The 21,916-nt window shown below is 52.5% G+C and carries 21 protein-coding genes; 11 read left to right on the top strand and 10 right to left on the bottom strand.

Features of this window, described 5'->3' with window-relative positions:
* Positions 1 to 6: 6 nt before the first annotated feature.
* Entirely contained in the window at positions 7 to 1,968 is a 1,962-nt protein-coding gene (locus QWI16_RS05570) for an alpha/beta hydrolase family protein (protein WP_302711772.1), read from the bottom strand.
* A gap of 124 nt (positions 1,969 to 2,092) precedes the next feature.
* Between QWI16_RS05570 and QWI16_RS05565 the strand changes: the two genes are divergently transcribed.
* From QWI16_RS05565 to QWI16_RS05550, 4 genes are all read left to right on the top strand, one after another.
* Positions 2,093 to 3,904: an ABCB family ABC transporter ATP-binding protein/permease gene (locus tag QWI16_RS05565; RefSeq protein ID WP_368045280.1), complete on the top strand. Its 1,812-nt coding sequence runs from the start codon at positions 2,093 to 2,095 to the stop codon at positions 3,902 to 3,904.
* 264 nt (positions 3,905 to 4,168) lie between these two features.
* Positions 4,169 to 5,704: a methyl-accepting chemotaxis protein gene (locus QWI16_RS05560; protein ID WP_302711770.1), complete on the top strand. Its 1,536-nt coding sequence runs from the start codon at positions 4,169 to 4,171 to the stop codon at positions 5,702 to 5,704.
* A 64-nt stretch (positions 5,705 to 5,768) separates the two neighbouring features.
* On the top strand, positions 5,769 to 6,062 hold the full coding sequence (locus QWI16_RS05555; RefSeq protein ID WP_302711769.1) for a hypothetical protein: 294 nt from the start codon (positions 5,769 to 5,771) through the stop codon (positions 6,060 to 6,062).
* A 79-nt stretch (positions 6,063 to 6,141) separates the two neighbouring features.
* Entirely contained in the window at positions 6,142 to 6,606 is a 465-nt protein-coding gene (locus QWI16_RS05550) for a cytochrome c oxidase assembly factor Coa1 family protein (protein ID WP_302711767.1), read from the top strand.
* On the opposite strand, the gene QWI16_RS05545 is transcribed toward QWI16_RS05550, so the two are convergent.
* Positions 6,590 to 6,973, bottom strand: coding sequence for a glutaredoxin family protein (locus QWI16_RS05545; protein WP_302711765.1), 384 nt, complete (start codon positions 6,971 to 6,973; stop codon positions 6,590 to 6,592). The genes QWI16_RS05550 and QWI16_RS05545 overlap by 17 nt on opposite strands.
* 43 nt (positions 6,974 to 7,016) lie before the next feature.
* Positions 7,017 to 7,883, bottom strand: a complete 867-nt coding sequence (locus QWI16_RS05540; RefSeq protein ID WP_302711764.1) for a LytTR family DNA-binding domain-containing protein — start codon at positions 7,881 to 7,883, stop codon at positions 7,017 to 7,019.
* A 158-nt stretch (positions 7,884 to 8,041) separates the two neighbouring features.
* Here QWI16_RS05540 and QWI16_RS05535 point away from each other — a divergent pair, with 158 nt between their 5' ends.
* Positions 8,042 to 9,274, top strand: a complete 1,233-nt coding sequence (locus QWI16_RS05535; protein ID WP_302711763.1) for an acyltransferase family protein — start codon at positions 8,042 to 8,044, stop codon at positions 9,272 to 9,274.
* On the opposite strand, the gene QWI16_RS05530 is transcribed toward QWI16_RS05535, so the two are convergent.
* Together QWI16_RS05530 and QWI16_RS05525 are read right to left on the bottom strand one after the other, a co-directional pair.
* The gene (locus QWI16_RS05530; RefSeq protein WP_302711762.1) at positions 9,214 to 9,600 is read right to left on the bottom strand and encodes an SRPBCC family protein; all 387 of its coding nucleotides are present in this window, start codon (positions 9,598 to 9,600) and stop codon (positions 9,214 to 9,216) included. The two genes, QWI16_RS05535 and QWI16_RS05530, sit on opposite strands and share 61 nt — an antisense overlap.
* Positions 9,601 to 9,627: 27 nt before the next feature.
* Positions 9,628 to 10,059 carry a DUF1810 domain-containing protein gene (locus tag QWI16_RS05525; RefSeq protein ID WP_302711761.1) on the bottom strand — a complete coding sequence of 144 codons (432 nt, stop codon included), beginning with the start codon at positions 10,057 to 10,059 and terminating at the stop codon, positions 9,628 to 9,630.
* Between the two features lie 122 nt (positions 10,060 to 10,181).
* On the opposite strand from QWI16_RS05525, the gene QWI16_RS05520 reads away from it, so the two are divergent.
* Positions 10,182 to 11,102, top strand: coding sequence for a LapA family protein (locus QWI16_RS05520; RefSeq protein WP_302711760.1), 921 nt, complete (start codon positions 10,182 to 10,184; stop codon positions 11,100 to 11,102).
* Here QWI16_RS05520 and QWI16_RS05515 read toward each other — a convergent pair.
* Together QWI16_RS05515 and QWI16_RS05510 are read right to left on the bottom strand one after the other, a co-directional pair.
* Positions 11,071 to 12,183: a hypothetical protein gene (locus QWI16_RS05515; RefSeq protein ID WP_302711759.1), complete on the bottom strand. Its 1,113-nt coding sequence runs from the start codon at positions 12,181 to 12,183 to the stop codon at positions 11,071 to 11,073. The genes QWI16_RS05520 and QWI16_RS05515 overlap by 32 nt on opposite strands.
* 99 nt (positions 12,184 to 12,282) lie before the next feature.
* Positions 12,283 to 13,740 (bottom strand): winged helix-turn-helix domain-containing protein, encoded by a 1,458-nt coding sequence (locus QWI16_RS05510; RefSeq protein WP_302711758.1) that lies wholly within the window; start codon positions 13,738 to 13,740, stop codon positions 12,283 to 12,285.
* A 325-nt stretch (positions 13,741 to 14,065) separates the two neighbouring features.
* Between QWI16_RS05510 and QWI16_RS05505 the strand changes: the two genes are divergently transcribed.
* Positions 14,066 to 14,899 (top strand): glycoside hydrolase family 11 protein, encoded by an 834-nt coding sequence (locus QWI16_RS05505; protein WP_302711757.1) that lies wholly within the window; start codon positions 14,066 to 14,068, stop codon positions 14,897 to 14,899.
* Positions 14,900 to 15,229: 330 nt separating this feature from the next.
* Here the strand turns inward: QWI16_RS05505 and QWI16_RS05500 are convergent, their stop codons facing one another.
* Entirely contained in the window at positions 15,230 to 15,832 is a 603-nt protein-coding gene (locus tag QWI16_RS05500) for a TetR/AcrR family transcriptional regulator (protein ID WP_302711756.1), read from the bottom strand.
* Positions 15,833 to 16,017: 185 nt separating this feature from the next.
* On the opposite strand from QWI16_RS05500, the gene QWI16_RS05495 reads away from it, so the two are divergent.
* Positions 16,018 to 16,968: a homocysteine S-methyltransferase family protein gene (locus QWI16_RS05495; RefSeq protein WP_302711755.1), complete on the top strand. Its 951-nt coding sequence runs from the start codon at positions 16,018 to 16,020 to the stop codon at positions 16,966 to 16,968.
* 42 nt (positions 16,969 to 17,010) lie between these two features.
* Here QWI16_RS05495 and QWI16_RS05490 read toward each other — a convergent pair whose 3' ends face one another.
* Positions 17,011 to 17,532 carry a P-loop NTPase family protein gene (locus QWI16_RS05490; RefSeq protein ID WP_302711753.1) on the bottom strand — a complete coding sequence of 174 codons (522 nt, stop codon included), beginning with the start codon at positions 17,530 to 17,532 and terminating at the stop codon, positions 17,011 to 17,013.
* Between the two features lie 523 nt (positions 17,533 to 18,055).
* Between QWI16_RS05490 and QWI16_RS05485 the strand changes: the two genes are divergently transcribed.
* Positions 18,056 to 19,720, top strand: a complete 1,665-nt coding sequence (locus QWI16_RS05485; protein WP_302711752.1) for an Ig-like domain-containing domain — start codon at positions 18,056 to 18,058, stop codon at positions 19,718 to 19,720.
* A 63-nt stretch (positions 19,721 to 19,783) separates the two neighbouring features.
* Here the strand turns inward: QWI16_RS05485 and QWI16_RS05480 are convergent, their stop codons facing one another.
* On the bottom strand, positions 19,784 to 20,653 hold the full coding sequence (locus tag QWI16_RS05480; RefSeq protein ID WP_302711751.1) for a LysR family transcriptional regulator: 870 nt from the start codon (positions 20,651 to 20,653) through the stop codon (positions 19,784 to 19,786).
* Positions 20,654 to 20,773: 120 nt separating this feature from the next.
* Between QWI16_RS05480 and QWI16_RS05475 the strand changes: the two genes are divergently transcribed.
* Complete coding sequence (locus QWI16_RS05475; protein ID WP_302711750.1) at positions 20,774 to 21,142, top strand: VOC family protein; 369 nt, start codon at positions 20,774 to 20,776, stop codon at positions 21,140 to 21,142.
* Positions 21,143 to 21,151: 9 nt separating this feature from the next.
* The gene (locus QWI16_RS05470) at positions 21,152 to 21,871 is read left to right on the top strand and encodes a glutathione S-transferase family protein (RefSeq protein WP_302711749.1); all 720 of its coding nucleotides are present in this window, start codon (positions 21,152 to 21,154) and stop codon (positions 21,869 to 21,871) included.
* The last annotated feature ends 45 nt before the right edge of the window (positions 21,872 to 21,916 follow it).

The following is a 21,916-nucleotide window of genomic DNA, read 5'->3' as shown; positions in this document are numbered from 1 at the left end:
GTTTTTTTAAGAGTCCGCTTTTGTCGGCAGGTGTTCTGCCAAAAAGTCATCGATGGCTTTAAACGTCGCTAAGCGGTGCTGCTCAGACGACAGGTGGTGGTCTTCACCGTCCAGCTCAATGTAAGTGACGTTTTTATCGGCGTCTTCCAGCGCTTTGTGCATCGCGCGGCTGTGATCCACATCCACTTGCCGATCCATATTGCCATGCACGAGAAGCACCGGCACTTTGATTTCGCTGGCGTAGTTAATGGGAGAGGCCTCTTCCAGTCCCTCGCCGATCTTGCCGACCTGTTTATCGACCACATTGTGGCCCGAGGTAAAGTTGCGGTGGTCGCGCACCAGTTTCACCAGATCGCTGGCGCCGGCAAAACTGATGGCGCACTGATAAAAATCCGGTGTTTTTACAACGCCCATCAGCGCTGCGTAACCGCCGTAGCTGGCCCCGGCGATGCAGACTCTATCCGGGTCGGCAATGCCCTTTTCAATCAAACTCAAGGCACCGTCCTGAACATCGTCTTGCATGTCTTTGCCCCAGCCGGCCAGGCCCGCCTGGCGGTGGTCAAAGCCCAGGCCCTCCGAGCCGCGAAAGTTCATGCGCAGTACGGCGTAGCCGCGGTTGGCAAAAAATTGAGCCCAGTAATCAAATTGGCCTGTGTCACGGTGCTGCGGGCCGCCGTGGGGGAAGACGATGGCGGGCAGCTTTTTCGGCTCGGTGTCGCGGGGCAAGGTTAACCAGCCCTCGATGCCCAGCCCGTCTCTGGCCTTGTACGGATAGGGCTCTGTGGTAGCGAGCACCGCAGGGGGCAGCTTTTGGTAGCGGTAGGCGATGGCATCGAGCTTAATAGGGTCGGTCTGACCGTAGTAATAAGTGCCCGACTCGGTTGACCCCGAACTGTATACCAAAAAGTGCTGACGATCGGGCGTCATGTCGTAAATCGCGTTGTGGTCGGCGCTCAGGGCGTTGCTGAGTGCCGGGCCGAGAGTTTGGTACTTTTTATCGAAAAAGTGAGTGCCGCCATGCTCCGCCGTACTGATACCCATTGCCTCACCCTTGCTGTCATAGACGAGGTAACCGCTCACATCGTACACCGGGTGGCTATGCACCAGCTCGCGCTTAAGCTCCGGATCTTTCAGGTTCACTTTAAAGAGTGCTTTGCGCCCTTGGTGATAGGCCAGCAGGTAGAGGGTATTGGGGTCTTTGCCAAAGCCTACCGGTGTGACTTCATCTTCTGAATAAACCTCGTAGGGCCAAAGGTTACGCCATTTGTCCTCGTTCGCATCGCGGACCAGTGTCGAGAAAACGCCGTCATCCCAGTAATGGCCCAGACGAACACGGTGTTGCTGGTCGGTAGACCAGCTCATGACGCCGTTTTCGGAGTTGTGCACGACGCTGGTGTCCTGGTTGCGGATGTTGACTTTATACACCACGTTGGCGGGGCCACCGTGTTTGCCGGGCAGTGCCATAAGGACATGGTCGGGGTCATCGGGGAGCAAGTCGACAAAGTTGGCGAGATTGGGCGGCAGCACGGTAAATCGCTTTAAAAACGCGCGTTTAAACGGTGAGGTAACCTCGCCGGTTTGGGTATCGACAAACAGCGCGCGAAACTCGCGGGTTTTGGCGCGCAACTGTCCCATGCCTACCCAGGTGTCTCTCTCGTCGGGGTAGTGGGTTGTCACCACCAGTGTGCGGGCGTCTTTCCACATCAGCGACGAGAGATAGTATTTGGAGTTGTCAGTAAACAGCACAATGGTTTTTTCGCCGCTACTGATATCGCTCACTTGAACGCCCAAGCCCTGAGTCTCGCCGGTGTCGAGGCGCACAAAGGCTGCGGTTTTTGCGCCGTCCGGCGACAGGCGAACCCTGGCCGTATCGGGCAGGTGGCCAAAGTATTCGTAGGGCAGCGGGTCGGCGTGGGCAAACGCGACCAGCAGATAGAGAGAGAAAACGCTGAAAATGCATCGAAACATGGCAGATTCCTTCAATTGTTATAGTATGTCCTCGCTTGTGATTCTGTCGGATCAGCCCGGTCGTTTCAACAGCGGGGCTTTTCTTTGCCCAGACCTACCCCTCCACTTTTTTGGTTAGATGTTAATGCGCGGATCTGTCAGCAAACACCCACCGCCCAAGCGCGACGAGTCGGTACCGCCGCTGAGCCTGACCGATGTCTTTTCTTACCTCTGGCCCTATTTGCTGGAGTTTAAGGGGCGTGTGCTTTTGGCGGTGCTCGCGCTTTTGGCGGCCAAGGGGGCAACCCTGCTGATGCCCTGGGCGCTCAAGCACATTGTCGATGGCTTGGATAAGAGCTTGCAGACAGTGCTGGTTTTGCCGGTTTTCTTGCTGATTTTTTACGGGATCTTGCGCTTTGGCGGCGTGTTTTTTGGCGAGTTGCGCGATGCGATTTTCTCGCGGGTGACCGAGCGTGCCATGCGCCGTATTGGACTGAGAGTGTTCAAACATTTGCACAAATTGGAGCTGGCTTTTCATCTGAATCGGCAAACCGGCGGTATCAGTCGTGATATTGAACGCGGTACCAACGCCATCAGTTTTTTAATGCGATTTTTGATGTTCAACATTCTGCCAACGCTCATTGAAATTGGCATAGTCGCGGTAATTTTTACGGTGGCGTTTTCGCCGCTCTATGCCGCCATTACGCTTGGCGCCGTCATTGTTTACGGCGCTTTCACCGTGTTGGTGACGCAGTGGCGAACGCGCTTTGTGCGCGAGGCGAACCAGGCGGACTCGGTCAGTAACACCCGCGCGGTGGATAGCCTGCTGAATTATGAAACCGTCAAATATTTTAATAATGATGAGCACGAGGCCGAGGTCTACGATCGGCATCTGGAAAACTGGGAAGCGGCCAAATTAAAAAACCGTCTGTCGCTGTTGGCGCTGAATTCGGGTCAGGCTCTGATCATCGCGCTGGCGATGACGGCCATGATGTTTCTGGCGGCCGATGGCGTTGTCTCCGGCGACTTGACGCTCGGTGATCTGACCATGGTCAATGCCTATATGATTCAGTTGTTTATGCCGCTCAACTTCCTCGGCTTTGTCTATCGTGAAATTCGCCGTGCGCTCACAGATTTGGAGAGTATGTTGGCCCTGCTGAAAAGGCCGGTCAAAATCATCACACCACCTGGCGCCAAAGAGCTGCAACTCACTGGTGGCAAGGTGGTGTTTGACGCTGTGCAGTTTGGCTACCGGTCCGACCGCCCGATCCTTAAGGACTTGTCACTGACACTGGAGCCCGGCAAAAAGCTCGCCGTGGTGGGCGCTTCGGGGGCGGGCAAAAGTACCATTGCTCGCCTGCTCTATCGCTTTTACGACCTCGATGGCGGCGGGATAACCATTGATGGGCAGAACATCGCTCAGGTATCGCTCGACAGCTTGCGCCGTCAGATCGGGGTGGTGCCCCAGGATACGGTGCTGTTCAATGCCAGCGTCCGCGACAATATCGCCTATGGACGACCGGGGGCATCAGAAGATGAGATAGAACGCGCTATTGACCTGGCGCATTTGCGAGGTTTTATCGACGCCCTACCCGATGGCGACCAGACACGGGTGGGCGAGCGCGGGCTCAAGGTCTCCGGCGGAGAGAAGCAGCGCATCGCCATTGCCCGGGTGATTCTCAAGCGCTCGCCCATCCTGATTTTCGACGAGGCGACCTCGGCGCTGGACTCCCAGGCGGAATCTGCCATTTTGCAGGCACTCAAAGAGGTGGCTCGGGGCCACACGACGCTGGTGATTGCCCACCGTCTCTCCACGGTGGTGGATGCCGATTGCATCGCCGTGCTCAGCGAAGGACAGGTGGTCGAAAGTGGCAACCACACTGAGCTGCTGGCGGCTCGAGGTCATTATGCCCGTCTTTGGGCGCTCCAGCAGTCCTCTCAGCAACGGCAGTTATAAAGAAATCCCGGATTCTGCCGAAAGCCTGTGACAAAACGGATATAAAAGCGCGGACCACTGGAACGGATAGACGCGAAAACCCGTGATTGTCATTTTGATATAGCAAATTGCTAGAGCGCAAAGGTGGTAGAGGCTCGGAAAACACCGCTTGGCGCATTATACTACCACCATGACAATCGGATGATATGTGGCGCCGCCTGTGAATCTCACCTATAACTGGAAACAGTGGCCCACTATAACAGCGAATAAATCGACGAGGACGCCGTGAAAAATCTATCACTCAAGTGGAAAATTCTGCTAAGTGTCACCCTCACCTGCATTGCGGCGGTGGTGGTTACAACCTTTGTAACCGTCCGCTCCGGTATCGCTACGGTGGAAGAGACCATTATCAAAGACACCCGCACCTTGGCCGATGTACTCGGCGAGGCGAGTATCGGTGCAATTACCTTTGAAGACGACATGACGGTGACTGCCTCACTCCAGGCGCTGAAGATCAGCGACCGGGTGCTGGGCGCGGTCATCTACGCCGGCGGTGAGCCCTTCGCCTGGTTCTCCCGCAGTGGCGACGGCAAAATGCCCACAAGCTTGCCCTCGCGCCCCAACGCCGAAGGGGTCGTAGAACTTGAAAATGCCCTGATCGTTACCGAAGCCATTAAGTCAGACGGGTCCCAGGTGGGCACCATTTCTTTTCACGTGGACTTGTCTGAGCTGAACGCCGTGGTGGCCGAGGCCGTGAAAGACGCTATTTGGGTGGTGATCATTATCAGCTTGGTCGCTGCGGCGCTCGCCTATCTGGTGCAAGCGAGCGTGGTGAAGCCGGTGAAAAACGTGGTGCGTGCGCTGCGCGATATCTCGGAAGGTGAAGGGGATCTGACCCGCCGCCTGCCCGTGGAGGGCACCGATGAAATCAGCGAGCTGTCCGCCAATTTCAACCGCTTTGTCGAGCGCCTGCAGAACATTATTTCCAGCGTGGCAGAAACCGCCGTCGAGGTGGACGAAAGTGCGAATATTCTCTCCAACCTGTCGCAGGAAAACGAGCGCTCTATTACCTCCCAGCAGTCGGACATTCAGCAGATTGTTACCGCCATTAAAGAAATGGCCAGTGTGGTGGCCGATGTCACCCAGCGGGTTGCAGAAACCGCCGATAACTCTCTGCAAGCCGATAAAGTCGCCATGAGCGGCAAGAAGATTGTGCAGAGCACCATGAGCCAGATTCAGAGCCTGTCGGCGGACATCAAAACCGCCTCGGAGGTGATCGACCGACTGCGCCAGGAGACGGTTGCGATTGGTACGGTGCTGGATGTGATTCGCGGTATTGCCGAGCAGACCAACCTGCTGGCGCTCAACGCGGCCATTGAGGCGGCACGTGCCGGCGAGCAGGGCCGCGGCTTTGCCGTGGTCGCCGATGAAGTGCGCACTCTGGCTTCGCGCACGCAAAGCTCCACCACTGAGATTCAGGAAATGATCGAGCGGCTGCAAACCGGCTCAGCTGAGGCGGTAGAAATGATGACCGCCGGCACCAGCCAGGCAGACGCCTCTGTGGCCCGCGCCAGCGAGGCGACAGACTCGCTGGAAGAAATCACTAACTATGTGGGTGAGATTCGCGATCGCACCAACCAGATCGCCGCCGCCTCCGAGCAGCAAAGCGCTGCTACCCAGCAGATTGAAGTAAATATCGACAGTGTCTCTGGCGTTGCCCAGAGCACGGCCGAAAGCTCCAGCCGCATTACCGCCAACAGCGCCAACCTGGCGAAAATGGCAAAACAGATGTCAGAGCTGGTGGGACGCTTTAAGATATAATGCCCTAAGCCGGAAGTTTTCGATACCTTGCTAGAGCCTTTGAGTGAAGTCAGAGATAGAGCCAATGAAAAAAACGTTATTGCAAGTCTCATTAGTCAGCGCCCTGTGCCTGCCCGGTTTGTCACTGGCCTGTTCAGAGCCGCAAAAGCCCGCCGACTTTCCCGATCCGGCTACGGCTGTGACCGCGCAAATGGTCAAGGCCAACAACGAGGTGAAAGCCTACGTAAAAGCCATGGAAGAGTACCTGGGCTGCTCGGGTATGTCCCGCTCTGATCAGAAAAAAGCCATTGAAGATCTCGAAGCCTACGCCGAGAGCTTTAACAAGCTGATTCGCGAATTCAAAGCCCGCAACGGCTAAAATGGATTGCGCAGCGAGGGATCGCTGCACCCCCTCTATGCTTTAACACGGATGTTACCAGTCACACAGGGAGTGTCGGATGCGCAACGCAGGAAAGCCCCTACTGATCCTCTGCTCGCTCGCCGGGTTTTGTGGATTTATTGCCCTCGTGGTTCACGTGTACCAAGTGTTTAAAGGTCCGGCCTTTGAGCAGTCGGTGGCGATGGTGCGTGAGCATGAACAAGTGCTTGAGCAATTTGGTTCGCCCATTGACGTGAGTGCACTTGTGACCGGCAATTATTTTGTCTACGGCGCTATGATTCAATACGAGATTGAAGGGCCTCTGGCGAGCGGTACGGTTTACGCCATGGCTTCAAAAGATGCCGATGGCTGGGTGGTGGATTCGGTCTTCGTACAACCGGAGGGCAGCGATGACTATATTGCGGTGTCCACCTACGAGCCGACCGAATTCAGCAGCGCCGGCAGCTGCGAGCCACCGGACGAGGATTATAAGTTGGACCTTCCACCAGAGCCAACAATTGACACGGCTACAAACGAGCTTTGATCGTGCTCATATCCGGGCGAATGTAAAAGCGCCCGTCAATATCCACCACTGGCAAGCCGATTGAGCGGGTTTTCATATTCTGGTGGCGCATACTGGCGATCATTGACGTCTTGACACTTTGGTTGGTGATATCACGATAGTCGTAGTCAATATTGGCCTTGCGCAGTGCTTCGATTGTACGGGTAGTGACAGGGCAGTTGTCGTGACCATAAATAGTCACAAAGCCGCGGCTGACATCGGGGTTGTTTGACGATTCCGTGAAAGAGAAATCGTTGATATTCACAGAGGGGCTATCGCCGTTTTGGTATTTATCAAAGGCCATGTAGCCGGCGAAAAGAATTAGGCCAATAAAAATCAAGTGTCTCATGGTTCATCCTTGAGTTTGTTTGACACCGCAGTTTAGCAAACAATCACGCCAAAGACATGGCCGCCTTGACGTCATCGCGGTAACGCCGCGACAGGGCGACGGTGTCGCCGGATTTCAGTGTGATGGTGTAGTCGCCAAACTCCGTGGGCTCCAGGTGATCCACCTCGTGCAGATTGACAATGGCCGAGCGGTGCACTCGCTGGAATACCGAGCCGGGCAGCTGCTTCTCCAGCGCGGCCATGGTGGTGCGCATGGGGTAGACTTTGCCATTGAGGTGTAAATTGGCGTAATTGCCTGAGGCCTCAATCCATTCAATATCCGCCACAGCAATTAAAAATTCTTTACCCAGTTTCTTTACCAGCAATCGGTCCGGCAGTGGTCTGGAAGAGTCGTCACTCTCATTCACGTAACTCGCCTCGCCGCGCAGTCGGCGGACAATAAATTGATAGCCGGCGATCACCACAACCATGGTGAGGTAGGTCATGGCGTCTTTGCGAAACTCGTAGACAAATTCATACGCGAGATTCCCAAAGTGATAGTGCGAGCCCATCAACGCGTACCAGAGCTTACGCAGCGCCACCATACCCGTCACATGCACCACTGAAAATGCCACTAGTGCCGCCAGGTGGCACAGCAGTTGAGTGGCGAGGGAGAAGCGGCTTGCCAAAAAACGAATCAGCCACGCCAGCGGCCAGACGCACAGCAAAATCATCACCATGCTGGTAGTTTCCCAGCTCAGAGGCTCCCAAAACGGCAGGTCGCTGCCCGAGCGGCGGTACTCCATAAGTTCGGTTGTCGCCAGCAGCAGGGTATTGAGTCCGGCCCAGACGAGCAGCATTGCCGCTGGCCAGAACGTCTGATGGCTGAGAAAGTGTGCTTGCAGGCGCGAGGCGAGTGGTTGGCGGCTCATGGTCATGGGGTTCCTGCAACTGGTCACAGCTGGCTGCCGTTTATCACAAACTTAAATCAATCAATCACTTAGCTTATCTGCGGGGTTTTAAGCAGGGGCAGACTGTGGGGCAAGTTTACACCGAATAACGGAGATGTCCCATTAGTGGAGAAACCCCTGTGTGGTGCCAGCAGCGCCGTCACGAGCTGGATGGCTTGCGCGTATTGGCGTTTGGTTTGTTGATTCTGTATCACGTCGGCATGGCCTATGTGGCCGACTGGGGCTGGCACATTAAAAGCGAGCACCTGAGCGAACCACTGCAATACCTGATGCTCTGGTCGAACCAGTGGCGTATGTCGCTGTTGTTCCTGATCAGCGGCGCTGCTATTTCCTACCAGCTAGCGCGCGCGAGCGGTGTGGGGTTTATGGGCGCTAACGCGCGCAAGCTATTGGTGCCACTGGTGTTTGGCAGCTTGGTGATTGTCGCCCCCCAGGCGTTTGTTGAAAGCAGACAGGCCGGTGAGCTGGCTGATATGAGCTATTGGCGCTTCTGGCAAAACTACCTGGGATACCCTTTTGGTTTTGGTGAACCCCTGCCGCCGGTGTATCTGCGTCTGGAGCCGACCCACATTATCTACAACCACCTGTGGTACCTGCTCTATCTGTTTGCCTATGTCGCCGTTCTCTGGCTGATGTACCCGCTACTGAACAGCAGTGCGGCAAGGGCCCTGGGCCGCTGGCTGGATCGACACTTGCCGGCCGGGGCGCTGGTGGTGCTGCCGATTGTTGTGCTCTTTGCCATCGGCCAGTGGCTCTGGGCAGATTACCCCACCACCTACTTTCTGGTGGATGACTGGTACAACAACGCCCGCTACTTTTTTGTCTTTGCCTTGGGCTTTGCCCTGGTGCGCTCCAACCGGCTATGGAGTGCTCTTGGTCGCATGCGCCGCTTCACGCTGCTGGTGGCGACGGCCAGTTATCTGGGGATTCTCTTTTATTATCGGGGCGGTCAGCTATCGCTAATCGCCCCCTTTGAGGAGCTTTTGCGGGCGCTGGTGTGGTCCGCTAACGCCTGGCTGTGGATCGCGGCCATTATTGGCTACGGTCAGCGGTACCTGGCTACCGCTAAGCCGCGCATTCAGGCCGCCAACCGCGCGGTATACTGCTGCTACATTGTTCACCAAACTCTGATTGTGGTGGCGCTCTATGTTCTGGCTGATTGGCACCTGGGGCCGGTGCTAGAACCCGTTACTCTGATTGCGCTGACGGCACTTGGCTGCTACCTCAGCTATCGGCTAATCCGCCCGATTCCCTACTTGCGGGTTTGTTTTGGCCTATTTGAAAAGGCGCCTCAAACGACCCATTGGCGAATGGTATCGAGGTCTTTCTCCACCAGGCGCAAGTCTTCCTGAAACTGCGCGTCCGTCATACCGGCGTGCTGAAACAGGGTAAACATCAGCACGCAGCCATTGCCGCTGGATACGATGCGCATGGGATTGGTTAAAGAGTCGCCCGAGGCAAAACGAATGGTATGGTCGACGACGCCAAGGTTGTTATCCTCGACAAACTCAAAGCTGGCTGGGCCATCCGGCGTGGTGACTTGCCAGCTATTGCCCTCGCCGGCTGTCACTGACTCAAAAAAGGGTACCCAGCGCGGCAGGTTGCGCGCATCGCGAACAAAATGGTAGACCTTGTCAGCGGGCGCATTAATGGCGATAGACAGAGTTTGAACTTTCATAGCTGGGCTCCCGCTGGCTGAAAAGCCCTATAGTGCCCCGCCCGTTTCCAGCAAATCAAGGGTGGCTTTGTCTCGCTCGCCCTTAAAGAACTGATCCAAAGCTTGCGCGACTATCGGATCGTTTTGACTGATCTCGGCAAACAGTGTCATACACGAGTGAAATTTCAGATGGTCCGGGTGACCGAACACCTGCTGGGCAGAGCGTTTGCCGTGCTGATTGACCGCTTGCGTGCAAGCGCGCAGACGCGGGCCTAGCACGGCGTGCCGCCAATAAGCACGTGCTTCATCCTGCGAGGAAATGGCGTAATAGTTCGCTGTGGTGCTGCGCCCCAAACCCTTGAGCTGTGGAAATACATACCACATCCAGTGGGTTTGCTTACGCCCGGCATTGAGTTCGGCGAGGATCTGGGGAAAGTGCTCGTCCTGAGCGTCAATAAAGCGGTGCAGATGAAAGCTCATAGAATAATCTTAGTGCCCTTGGGCTGATCTTCAACCTGGCGCTCGACAGACGGGGCGGTGAATTTACGCTAATCTGTAAACCTAGAGCGCGGATCGCACTGGATAACTGGAGTGTCAGGACTATGACCCGAGGTAAGCAAATCTTTATCGCCAAGGCTGTCGCGGCTCTGGTGATTTTTATGGTCTTTGCCGTCGTGGTGAGTCAGAGTGTCGAGGCGACCACCCGGCGCTTTGGCGGTATGGGCTGGGTGCCTTTGATTATCGGCGTACTGAGCCTGGTGGCGGGCCTTTTGGTTGCCTGGGGGACGGTCTTGACCTGGCTGGACCGGCGTAACCTGCGCCTGTACCGAGTAGACCCCAATGCTGCCTTTAAGGATGGGCAGACCCTGGCCTTAAGTGGCGAGGTCAAGGTGCAGGGTGAGCCCTTGATATCGCCGTTCAGTGACAAACCGTGTGCTGCGTTTAGCTACCAGGTCACAGGGCAAACTCGTAGCCCCAGTTCCAATCACAATGTTCAGCAGCTGTGTTTGCTGGGTTTTCATATGCGCCCTGCGGTGCTTGATTGCGGGGACAGGACCTTTGCTTTACACGCTATTGCCAGTGCCGAAGATGAACTCCGGTCGACGACAATGGGCGGGCAATGGGGCGAACGGGCTCTGGCGCGAATTCGCGCTGTTCCAGAGAGCGAACCGCAGACCGGTGAAGAGGACGCCCGCGGTGCCCTCAGTGATGCACAAGTCAGCACACCCACCCCTGTATCGGCCGATTACTTTGTCGCACCCACCCGCACTACCGCCAATCAAATCACGGTGATGGAGGATATTGTGCCGGTCAACGCCAGGGTCACAGTGCTTGCACGTTACAACACGCGCACGCAGGGTCTGGACGGCCAGAGATGGGGCGGCGTGAAGGTCTTTGCAGGCGACCTGGACGATCGCCTGGCAATATTGAATAAAGAGTGGCGCCAGGGCTCGTTGGTCAGTGCATCGCTGCTGGCGGTAGGCCTGGCCCTTATGACTCTGGCCCAGTGGTTTCCCGCCTAAGCTCAATAATAATCCGGTCTACAATGGATCGCGCCGTAGTGATGTGGCTCAGGTCCGGGTAGACCTCGCCGTTCTGTCCAGAGTGATGGCCGTGGCCAATGAGCGTCATTGGGTAATAGGTTTGCTTGGAGCCGGCATCGATGATCGCCTCGTAAATCAATGACGGTTGAGCACTGTAGCCGTTGCCGGAGTAAACGGGGTCTTCGCTAAATTGGTCGCTTGAGTAGTATTCATTAAAATCAAACGATTGATTGATCTCCAGGCGCAAGCGATAGCGTCGTGATACTTCAAGAGGGCTTACGGTGTCCAATAAAAAACTGTCGTTGAGCGTCGCGCCCGAGTAACCATCGATCGTGCTGAGATCGACACTCTCGCTATCCGAGCGAATAGCGCCAGACTTATGTAAGAAAACGGGCAGGGATTCACGCCGAAACCGGCTTGAGGACGTCCGTGGCTCTGAGATAAACGAGAAGAGAGACTCGCCTTCATGCGCATTACCATCAAAGGGGTTACTGGTTAGCACCACGTCTTCTTGTAAGATCGCTTTGTTGTCGAACTGGCTCCTGGCCACGGATTGGGTAACGTAGAGCGGCTGAATAAAGGCCCCCTCAAGGGTTTCTAGCCAAAAGGCGTATTGTGGGTAGGCCATATGAGGGCCGGCACGCAAATCCATGCGCAGCGCTAATCCCTCTGCACCATCGGGATTAAAATCCAACTGAACATACCTTATGAGAGTGCGATCTTCGCTGTTGTTCATCGCGCGCAGGGTGCTACCCCAGAGATAAAACTGATACAGAGGCTTGACCGGGAGGTAGCTTGCCAGCAGCAGCCCTATCGCCGCTACTACCGCTATGCTGGCCCAAAGCCTACGAGCTCTAAAATACTGCTTTAACGGAGCGAAGTTATTCGCCAGATGCCAAAATGCAAACAGGAGCATCGCGGCGCCCACGGCCGTATGAATCAGAGCCGTTGAGACTGTGTGCCTTTGGCTAAACATTAACACTGAGGTGACCAGCATAACACTTAGGAAGGCGGCCAAAGAGACGGATACGAACACGCGGCGCTGGATGGTTTTCAGCATAGAGCAGCTCCAATAATTTCAGCTGCCACTGTCTTCGCTGGCCAGTGTTTATACCAATAAAACTTCCTGAAACTTTCTAAAACCTTGATTCTGCGTGGTCTACAGCCAAGCGCCTAGGTTGTGGTCGGCCTGCAACTTCTCGACCTGAAGCGTCTGTGCCTTCTTTGAGGTCAGGTTTCCCTGGCGGGCGTAGAGCTCGATAAGCTGCTTTCTCGTCAAAGCTTCACCCAGCGGACAGCGAATCATTTGGTGATATTCAATACCTTTAAACAGTGCCGACTCTGCCTCGGTATACTGGTCTTTTTGCATCAGTATCTGCGCACGCAGCTGCGCTGCATAAGCCCGATACAACCAGTCCTTAGTTTGGCTGGCCGTCGTCTCGGCTTGATCGAGCGCACTCAGAGCGACTTCCATTTCACCCTGTCGAAACGCGATGACCGAGCGCCAGTACAAGAGCTTGTGGTGCTCGTCGGATCGACTGCTTTTGGTCAAAGCGCCTTCAGCTTGTACCTTGGCTTCCTCCAGTCTTCCCTGATGCACATAGGCTTCAATCAGTAGGCGATCTACAACAGGGTTGTGTGGGTCCAACAACGATAGGCTATGCAAAACAGAAGACGCCTGCGCCATCAATGCCTGATCCATAAACTCCATGGCTTGAGCGAGCAGCTCCCGGTGGAGATCGGTCTTGATTAACTCCGGGTCGGTGGAAATGGGTGTGCCCGTGTAGTCGGCAATACGCTGGATGAGCTGCTGAGTCAGGGCGTTGGGCGATTGACCGAAGAGTGAGCCACGTTTGGTGCCCCCGACAAAATGCAGCCAGTAGTCTAAGCGATACTCATCCACCGACCCGGAGATGGCCGATTCAACCACTAAAGACGCACCGGAAACAACAAATACCCGGCTTACCTCCTCGGTGCGATAATCACCTGACAACTGGGCCCGTCGAGCGGCTGCCAAGGCATAGTCGGTGTCTAATACAAGAGGGACCTGAGCGTCCTTGAGTTGTGAAATTATCTGATCCATTAGGCCTACCCTCATCCACTCCTGGCCAGAGCCTGCGATGGATTCTTTGATCGGAAGGACCAATACGGGGCCCTCTTCGCTTAAGGTGCGGGTGTTCGGCCAAGCGGCAATGAGGATCAGGGAAAACAGCAGTGCGCCGGCGGCGGCAAGCCCATAAAAGAACCCAGGCGAGGATGGCGAACGACATGGTGGCGACGGCTCGGTGGGTGTAGCCAAATCCTGCTTGGTGCTCACTTCGGCGTTCCATGAATAACCCTTTCTCGGGTGCGTCAGAATGAGTTGGGCATCTCCCAGCAACTGGCGAAGCTCGCGAATTGTTTGAAAAAGCACCTGCTCGTCAACCTGAACATCGTCCCAGATGGTTCGCAAAAAGTATTCTTTAGTCTGTATTTTGAACGGATGCTCTATTAATGCGCGAAGCAGCGCGAAGGCCTTGGGGCGGATGGCGACAGGCGCTTCCTCCACCAGTAGTGTCTGGCGACGTAAATCAACCTTGATGTTTTCACTGGCGACGATCACTTTGTACTCCAACACCTGACGTTCATCGGCATCAAATGATAGCGCAGTTACATTGTGACAGTACCGTGATTACTTAGAGACCGACTTGCAAACGACCATAGAAGTTATGTAAGTAAGGCTAGCGATAAAGTCCATCAATGGCTAACTCGACCGGAGGGGGCTCGCTCTGTATTCAACAGGGATTTACTGTTATAGTCAAGCAAACTATAACGAATCGTCTTTATCAAAAGGCGTAACACCATCATCTCTTGCCAGCTAGGCAACTAAAGTAGTATCGAACGCCCTTTGGGGTATCAATAGTGAAAATATCAAGCGGACAGTACCGCTTAAGGAGAATAACGTGAAAACCTACCGATCACTACACGCCCTAATGGCCGTGTCCCTGTGTGGGCTCGCCAGTTGCACCCCCGAGCCGCCGGCCACTGAAACCGCGCAAAGTGAAAAGAGCGTGGCAAGTGTTTCGTCTGCCGCGAGCATCGACAAGTTTCAGGCGTACACAAAAAAATACCCCGAATCCGCCAAGATAACGCAAAACCATGCCACTGGTCATGTGGGAAATTTCTTCTTTACTCACTGGAAAGACGGTGGCTCCACGTCGCTCAGCCTGGATAAAACCGGTGCTTTTAGCGTGAGCTGGGAAGGCGGTGGTTATAATTATGTAGGTGGCCCCGGTTGGCACTTTGGCGACAAAAACCGAGAAATTGGCTATCGCTTTGACGAAGACAGTGGTGCCAGTTACATCACCCTTTACGGCTGGGGTTACGACAAAACCATGCCGACCACAGACCCTGCCCACCTGGTTGAATACTACATCCTGCAACGCTGGACCTACGATCCAAGTCAGGACGGCGTGTTTGGAAAAACCTTTGTGAGCGATGGTGTGGAATATTCAACTTACCGCTCAACACGTGAACAAAAACCCTCAATCAATAGCACTTCAACCTTCTATCAGTACTGGAGCAAACCCACCGAACAGCGCGCATTGGGTGAGGATCACAAAATCATCTTCGCCGATCACGTGCAGGCCTGGGCCGATACAGGTTGGATTATTCCTGATATGAATAATTTTGATGCGAGCGATGACCCGACTTATCAAGTGATGGCCGTTGAGGTTTTCAATCCCGGAAGCGATGGCACCGCGTCTGGCCAAGTGTGGGATGCATCGGCGGAGTAAAAGTGTGCACAGCTGATGCCTTACTGGCATCAGCGCAACTTTTGCAAAGGGTAATGCTCAGAATTCTTCATCAGATTTCCAACGCAGAGAGGGGGTAAGGGACCTTTGCTTTGCGATTTTTCTGTCGATTGCAACCCAGGCCAATACCCTCTTGGGTATCGTGGCGATGAATGTAAAGTAACTCAGTAGCCGTGGTTCGAATGGCGAGATAGAGCCTATTCTTCAGGTTGCCGCTGTGCTACTGATAACCCACTCCTTAGGCCGAATACTAGTCAAAATATCGGAAAAAATTCTCTCCAAAAGAAGTTGAATAACTTAAGCAAGAATAACTTAAACAAAAAGTCTCATGAGATAATCCCTATACAACAAAATTTGCTTCACCAAACGCTCGTTGCTTTTAAAAATACGACTAAACAAAATACCGCCTTCTATGGAAGCGGTAAACATATCTGCTAGATCATTGATTGCGATTCCCTCCGGTAAGGCTCTTTCCTTGCAAACAATCGCCAAGCGCTTTGCGATCAGTTCTTGCCAGCTTTTGACGCCAGATCGCATAAGATCATCTATTTGCGAGTCCAGTTGATAGTTTTCATAGGTGAAGGTTACCACCAGGCAGCCAGGGTGCGCCTGCTCTAGATTTTGCATCGCTTCGGCCAGTAGCTTTAGAAATAGAAGTAACCGCTGGAGAGGATCTTCAACCAGCTCATCAGCACGCTGGAATAAACTGTCAAAAAACGCAGCGTCATTGTTCAAATAGCGCATAACCAGAGCGCGAGCTAAATCCTGCTTATTGGCAAAATGGTAGAAAAAGCCGCTTTTCGTAATGGCTGATTTTTGCAGGATATCTTCAATACTCGTTGCTGCGAAACCCTGGGCTAAAATGACCTGTTCAGCCGCAGCTAAGATGCGCTCTTTGGTTGATACGTTACTCACAATTAGCTCCCAACTGTACCTCAGGTACAGTAAATGGCAAAAAAGAGTTTAAATTATCCACAAGGTTGCCTAAGTCTTTGATATATAATAATATTATTGGCCGATCATTTCCTACCTTTGGTGCTTAGCTGCCAGTTTCTGAGTAGCTAAACTGAGCCTCTGATTTTACCATTGGAGGAAAGAAAATGAGAAAGTACCAAGAAGCCCTACCTCAACTAGGCGAAGCTCTGTTTTTAACGGACGGAGGCTTAGAGACGACACTTATCTTTCATAATCAGGTTGACCTGCCGCTATTTGCGGCGTTTGACTTGGTGAAAAGCGCAGAGGGAGTGGAGCAGCTAATAAGTTACTACCGTAGATACCTCGAAATCGCACAGAACGCAGGCCTAGGCTTTATTCTAGAGAGCCCGACTTGGAGGGCAAATAGGGATTGGGGTAGGCGGTTGGGTTACACCGATGAGAGTTTGAGAAAGGCGAATATTGATTGTATATCGCTTATGGAGAAAATTCGCTCCGAGTACGAGCACATTCCAGTAGTCATTAGTGGTTGTATTGGTCCTAGAGGTGATGGGTACCGCGCAGCTACGTTTGATGCTCAAGAAGCCCAAGCCTATCACCAAGAACAAATCAATACATTCAGTGAGACCACTGTCGATTTGGTTTCTGCCGTTACCATGACCAACATCAATGAAGCTATCGGTATCGCACTGGCGGCAAAACAGTGCAATCTGCCCGTTGTTATTTCATTCACAGTAGAAACCAATGGTTGCTTACCCAGTGGGGAAACGATTGAACAGGCAATAAACCTCGTTGATCTCGCTACGGAGCATTATCCAGCTTATTACATGATTAATTGTGCGCACGCCACACACTTTGAAGATAGTCTTCCCATTGGAAAAACCCAGCTCCGCCTAAAAGGCGTGCGGGCGAATGCTTCGAAATGCTCGCATCAAGAACTGGATGAATCTCCGACGCTTGACGATGGTAATCCAGAAGAGTTTGGGTATGACTACGCTCGCCTGAAAACGCGGCTAACGGGACTGTCAGTGGTAGGAGGCTGTTGCGGAACTGATCATCGGCATATCCACAAGATATGCCAGACATTAAGTTCCAAGCCGCAAGTCTCGGCTAATTAAGCGAATCGGTCCGAGGAATATTCGCGCTCGGGGATTCAACCGCTAGGTTTCGGGAGGGCTGCCTACCAGTAGCCCTCTAAGCGCCCTTGCAGATCTAAGGTGATGGACAGTCTTATAGGGCTTGGCCTCGTTGACCAGCTGCCGATAGCGCGGTGTAAGTTTTTGGTGGCAGCGCCAAAGCACCTGATAGCTGTTTAAAGTGCCTTTGACAATAGAGCTCCCCTGCGGCCAGCCCTCTGGGCTGGCTACGAGGCCTTTAACAAAGCGCTTTGTCACCCACCAGGTGTGCACTGGTAAGGGTAGATCAATGTAGATAAGTGTGTCGGCTGCGGCGAAGCGCTCCCATGCCGATGGCACACAACCAAAACCGTCGATAATCCAGCTGTCCTGCATCAGCAACTGCGAATGAGCTTTGAGGTATTCCGAATGAGGCACCGCCTCGCCATCAGGACGATATTGCAGTTTGTCCAGGTTGTGTAGCGGCAAACCTGAAGTTTCGGTGAGGCGCCTGGCAAGCGTAGATTTACCTCCGCCGGCATTGCCGAATATAGCGACTTTTTTCATAGCGTTTCCTGTGTAGTCAAAGCCCAGGAGACGTCATTAAAAAACCCGCCTCTTGGGCGGGTTTAAAATACTGTTACGCATCAAAGCCCACCATTCCTACGGAATGATGGTGATAATTAGAGATAAGTTATGAAGTTTCTGCTTGTTCATAAGGCAATGGTTGTCTAAACAAAGACGAAAGTCAATCTTTGCTCAGAAAAGTGATAAAAGAGGAGTTTCGCGTCAAGGGTGCTCTCTCGACGGCACTTCTGGCCGATCAGTTGTCAATGCCAGTAAATCGTGGCAGGATTCATCCGCGCGGGGCCTATCCAAATAGCTAACAACCTACACTAAGAACGTGGTTGACGTTAGAAACCTCGCGCAAAGCAACAGGACGTTACATTCGCAGGGATTGTTGAGAACCAATCGTAAGACCTCCCCCCTGTTCGGTTAATCAAGCGATCGTTTGCGCTGAAAAACGAATATGCCTGTGACTAACATGTACTTAAATCACAGTACCTAATTAGAACTTGTTGGAATGTTTATGATAAAAGCACCACCTCTTTTGTCAGCTTTTGTTGTACTTTTGACTCTTCTGGTCAGTTGTGGTGGCAGTGGTGAGTCGGCTGAGCAGCGCGAGGCCAGAGATAAAGAAACGGGACTATCGGTCTTGAGCGTAGCTCCTGAAAACGACGCCGATCAAGTTGAAACTGATGCTGTCATCATTGTGGTGTTCAATCAGGCCATAGAGCCCGGTACCCTTAATGCACAAACGGTAAAGGTTCGTCTGGGCGAGAAAGCTGTCAATGTGGCTTTTGAGTTAGATGAGGACAATGAGTCGTTAACCATTACGCCGGCAGGCGCTCTATTGGCCGGCGCGCGCTATGAGGTAGCCCTGTCCGCTTCCATTGAGTCAAGCACAGGTGAATCTCTGGGATCAGATTACCAGTGGTTTTTTACAGTAAGCGTTGGTCAGTGGAGCATCATACAGAGTGTTAATCGTCCATCACCGCTCAACTACAATTGTTCAAGCATCTATGTCGATGGCAATGGCGACTTTTCCGCAGTTTCCTACGAGTTGAGCACAGCGTTTAATCGGTATCTAAATAACTATCACTTCAACCTGGCAGCGGGTTGGCAAATGCAAGGGGAGATCGACAGCTTGCGATACGGTATGGTCGATTGCCCGTCGTTGAGCTTTAACAGCAGCAGTGATGGATTGGCGGTGTGGGCTGATATTGATGAAGGTGTGAAAGTCTCAGAGTACATCAATGGTAGTGGTTGGCAGGAGCCAGAGTTGCTGAGCGAGCCCACGGGGTCAACCAACGTAATTCGTTATCCGGTATCCGATGTAAGCGATAATGCAGATACGGTAATTGCCTGGCTTGAGACGAATGCTAACAATCAAAGAGTTATTCGCGCTGGTTACGCTACATCAGGTACGCAGTGGGCGTTTACTAGCTTATCTCAACCAAAGTCTAACGTAACCCGACCGCAAGTCGTGATTGATTCGACAGGTTACGCTACCGTGGTGTGGGCATACACCGAAAACACCGAGTATAACGTGGTTGCCCGGCGCTATAATCCCCAGACAGGCTGGGCAGACATTGACCTTATTACCCAGTTTAATACCAATTTGGGTGGTGTTCCGCAGTTAGGGGTGGATGCCGTCGGGCGTGTTATGGCGGTTTGGCAGGCAAACCGACAAGGCGAAGGGGCAATATATGTAAGTCATTACAGCGAAGCCGCTGGATGGTCTGAGCCAAAGCCACTCAACACGTCAGAGACTATGGCGCACATTGACCCAAAACTGGCGATGAATGCGTCCGGTGAGGCCGCCTTGACCTGGGAGATTGTTGAGGGTGCGCAATCTGTCAACACCAGTGTCTATGGTGCCTTCTACACACCAAACACTGGCTGGACAACACCCGAGCCTCTCGAGCAGAGCAACGATCGTGCGCAAGACCCGGCCATTTCCATCGATGCTTCTGGAAATGCTACTGTCGTTTGGGAGCGAGTTCTCTCGCCGGGCTTGCAATTGCACTACAGCCGCTTTACCAAAGAAAATGGTTGGACCGAAGGGCGCCCAATCAACCCAGACTCTAACAACTCTTCAAGTGATATTCAGCTCATCAGTCGGGATGATGGATCTGTTATGGCCGTTTGGGATAATGCCTTCTCGGGTTTTTCCTACTCGGTTTTTGAGTAAATTCTGCTGTTCAAAGCCCCATAGAAGTGGGGCTTTGAAACAGAAAATTACAGATTAATCAGTTTAGGGTTTGAAAGCTTCCGTTAGCGTTTTAACCAGTAATTTTTCTACAATACCGACGCGCTTGACCTGGCGTGCGTCGCGGTGTTTTAAAACCCAAAGGCTATTTTCAGAGAACGCTGAAATAGGAAATAATCGTCTTAGAGGGTGTAGAGAAAACTCATCAGGCAATATAGCAATGCCTTGATGGCTTTCAGCCAGATGAGACATGGCAACAAAGTCATCTGTAAACGTCGCGCAAACATCGGCGCAATTTTTTTCAATCCATTCATAAGCCGGTAAAGCGAGTAGCTCACCGGAAGCCCCAATTACTCGAGTTTTAAGAAGATCTTCAAGACATTGTGGTGGCTTCTCTTTGAACGTATGGTTTGGACCACAAAAGGCACTCCACCCGATACTCGCTACCTTTCGGCCAATGTAGTTGTTGGGTGGTTTGCTGGTAACTCTTAAGGCTATATCAGCTTGGTGAGTGTTCAGTGATAAGCTATCGTTCGTGACTCTAAGGTTAACACGAATATCGGGCTCTCTCTGCGCAAGAGCATTTATTACCCGTGGCATCAGAAAATACGAAAAACTTGTGGGGGCGGTTAAAGTCACCTGGGCGGACTTTAAATCGTCGCGTTTGCTCACCTCACGGCTTACTTTTTGATACAGTCCTTCAATGTCTAACGCCGTTGCGAGAATCGACTCTCCAAGCTTGGTCAAAGTGTAGTTTGTGCGGCTATGGCGAATAAAGATCTGGCCCATCTCTTGTTCGTAGGTGCTGAGGTGCCGAAAAAGCGTTGATTCGCTCATGCCGAGCTGGGGTGCCGCCTTTACCGCCGATCCATGTCGGAAAATCGCAAGAAACACCTTGATAAAGTTCCAGTCCAATACTCTCTTCCCTTCAAAAATGAGATAGCCTAAATCATTTTTGCATATTGCCGTTGAGCTGGCAAATCAATAACCTGAGCTCAGTTCAAAACGACCAACGAACCATATTCAGGGGCTACCATGATTGGCTACACGTCTTTAGGCACAAATGATCTTCAGGCTGCGGCACATTTTTACGACACGCTGTTCGATTTACTAACGGCTTATCGTATCTTTAGTGCGCCAGACTTTATTGTTTGGGCTTGCGAAGGGAAAGAGTCAAAATTTTCAATACACGCGCCCCACAACAAAGAGCAAGCAACGGTTGGAAATGGTGTCATGGTGGCGCTTTCGGCAGAGTCTAAAGAATTGGTCGACTCGTCCTACGAGCTGGCTCTATCACTGGGTGCTACTTGCGAAGGCTCGCCTGGATACCGAATGGAAGGGTTCTATGCGGCTTACTTTCGCGATTTGGATGGCAATAAACTGAACGTTCATGTCTTTGAGTAGTTTGCCATCATGAATTTTTCGCAAGGTATCAATGAGCGTTACAGTTCTACCAAAAGCCTGACTTTGATCGGCCATAGAATTTGCCCCTACGTACAACGTGTGGTGATTACACTGGAGGAGTTGGGGCTTGATTATGACAAGGTCGATATTAATTTAAGCGAAAAGCCGCCCTGGTTAAAACACTACTCGCCGGGCGAAAAAGTGCCTGTTTTGACAGAAAGCGGAAGTGGGGTTTTGTTCGATTCTGAAGTGATATGCGAATACCTGTATAACAAATATGACGAGCAACGCTATTCGGTTAAAAGTTTGGAGAAGGCTAATCATCAAGCCTGGTGCAAGTACTCTTCGGAAATTCTGAATCGCTTTGCCCAACTCATCTACTCCGCAAAAGACAACGAAGCTATAGATAGACAGCTGTTTGATATTAGAGCTTCGATTCAGCAATTAACCATATCCAACTTTAAAACACCTTATTTCTCAGGAGATCAATTTAGCATTGTCGATGCGCATTTTGCGCCGCTTTTTCGATATATCTGTTTCTTTGGTGAAACGCTGAGTTACGACTTTATTGGCCCAAGAAGTCATTTGCTTGTCTGGATTAAAAAGGTACTTGAAAGAAACTCCGTTGCCAGCAGCGTACCTGTCTCTTACAACAGAGAGCTAACGGACCTAATAATGCCCCTTAACCCTTTATTGTATAAGCGGATTCGCTCACCTCATGAGCGCTAGCTTTATTCAAAGGCTCTTATGGGGTGATTGGGATTCCCGTATTCA

The organism is Gilvimarinus algae, assembly GCF_030518215.1.
In the GTDB taxonomy this organism is placed as follows: Bacteria; Pseudomonadota; Gammaproteobacteria; order Pseudomonadales; family Cellvibrionaceae; genus Gilvimarinus; species Gilvimarinus algae.
The sequence above is the reverse complement of the archived record's forward strand: the minus strand, read 5'-3'. Positions and strand labels throughout refer to the sequence as shown.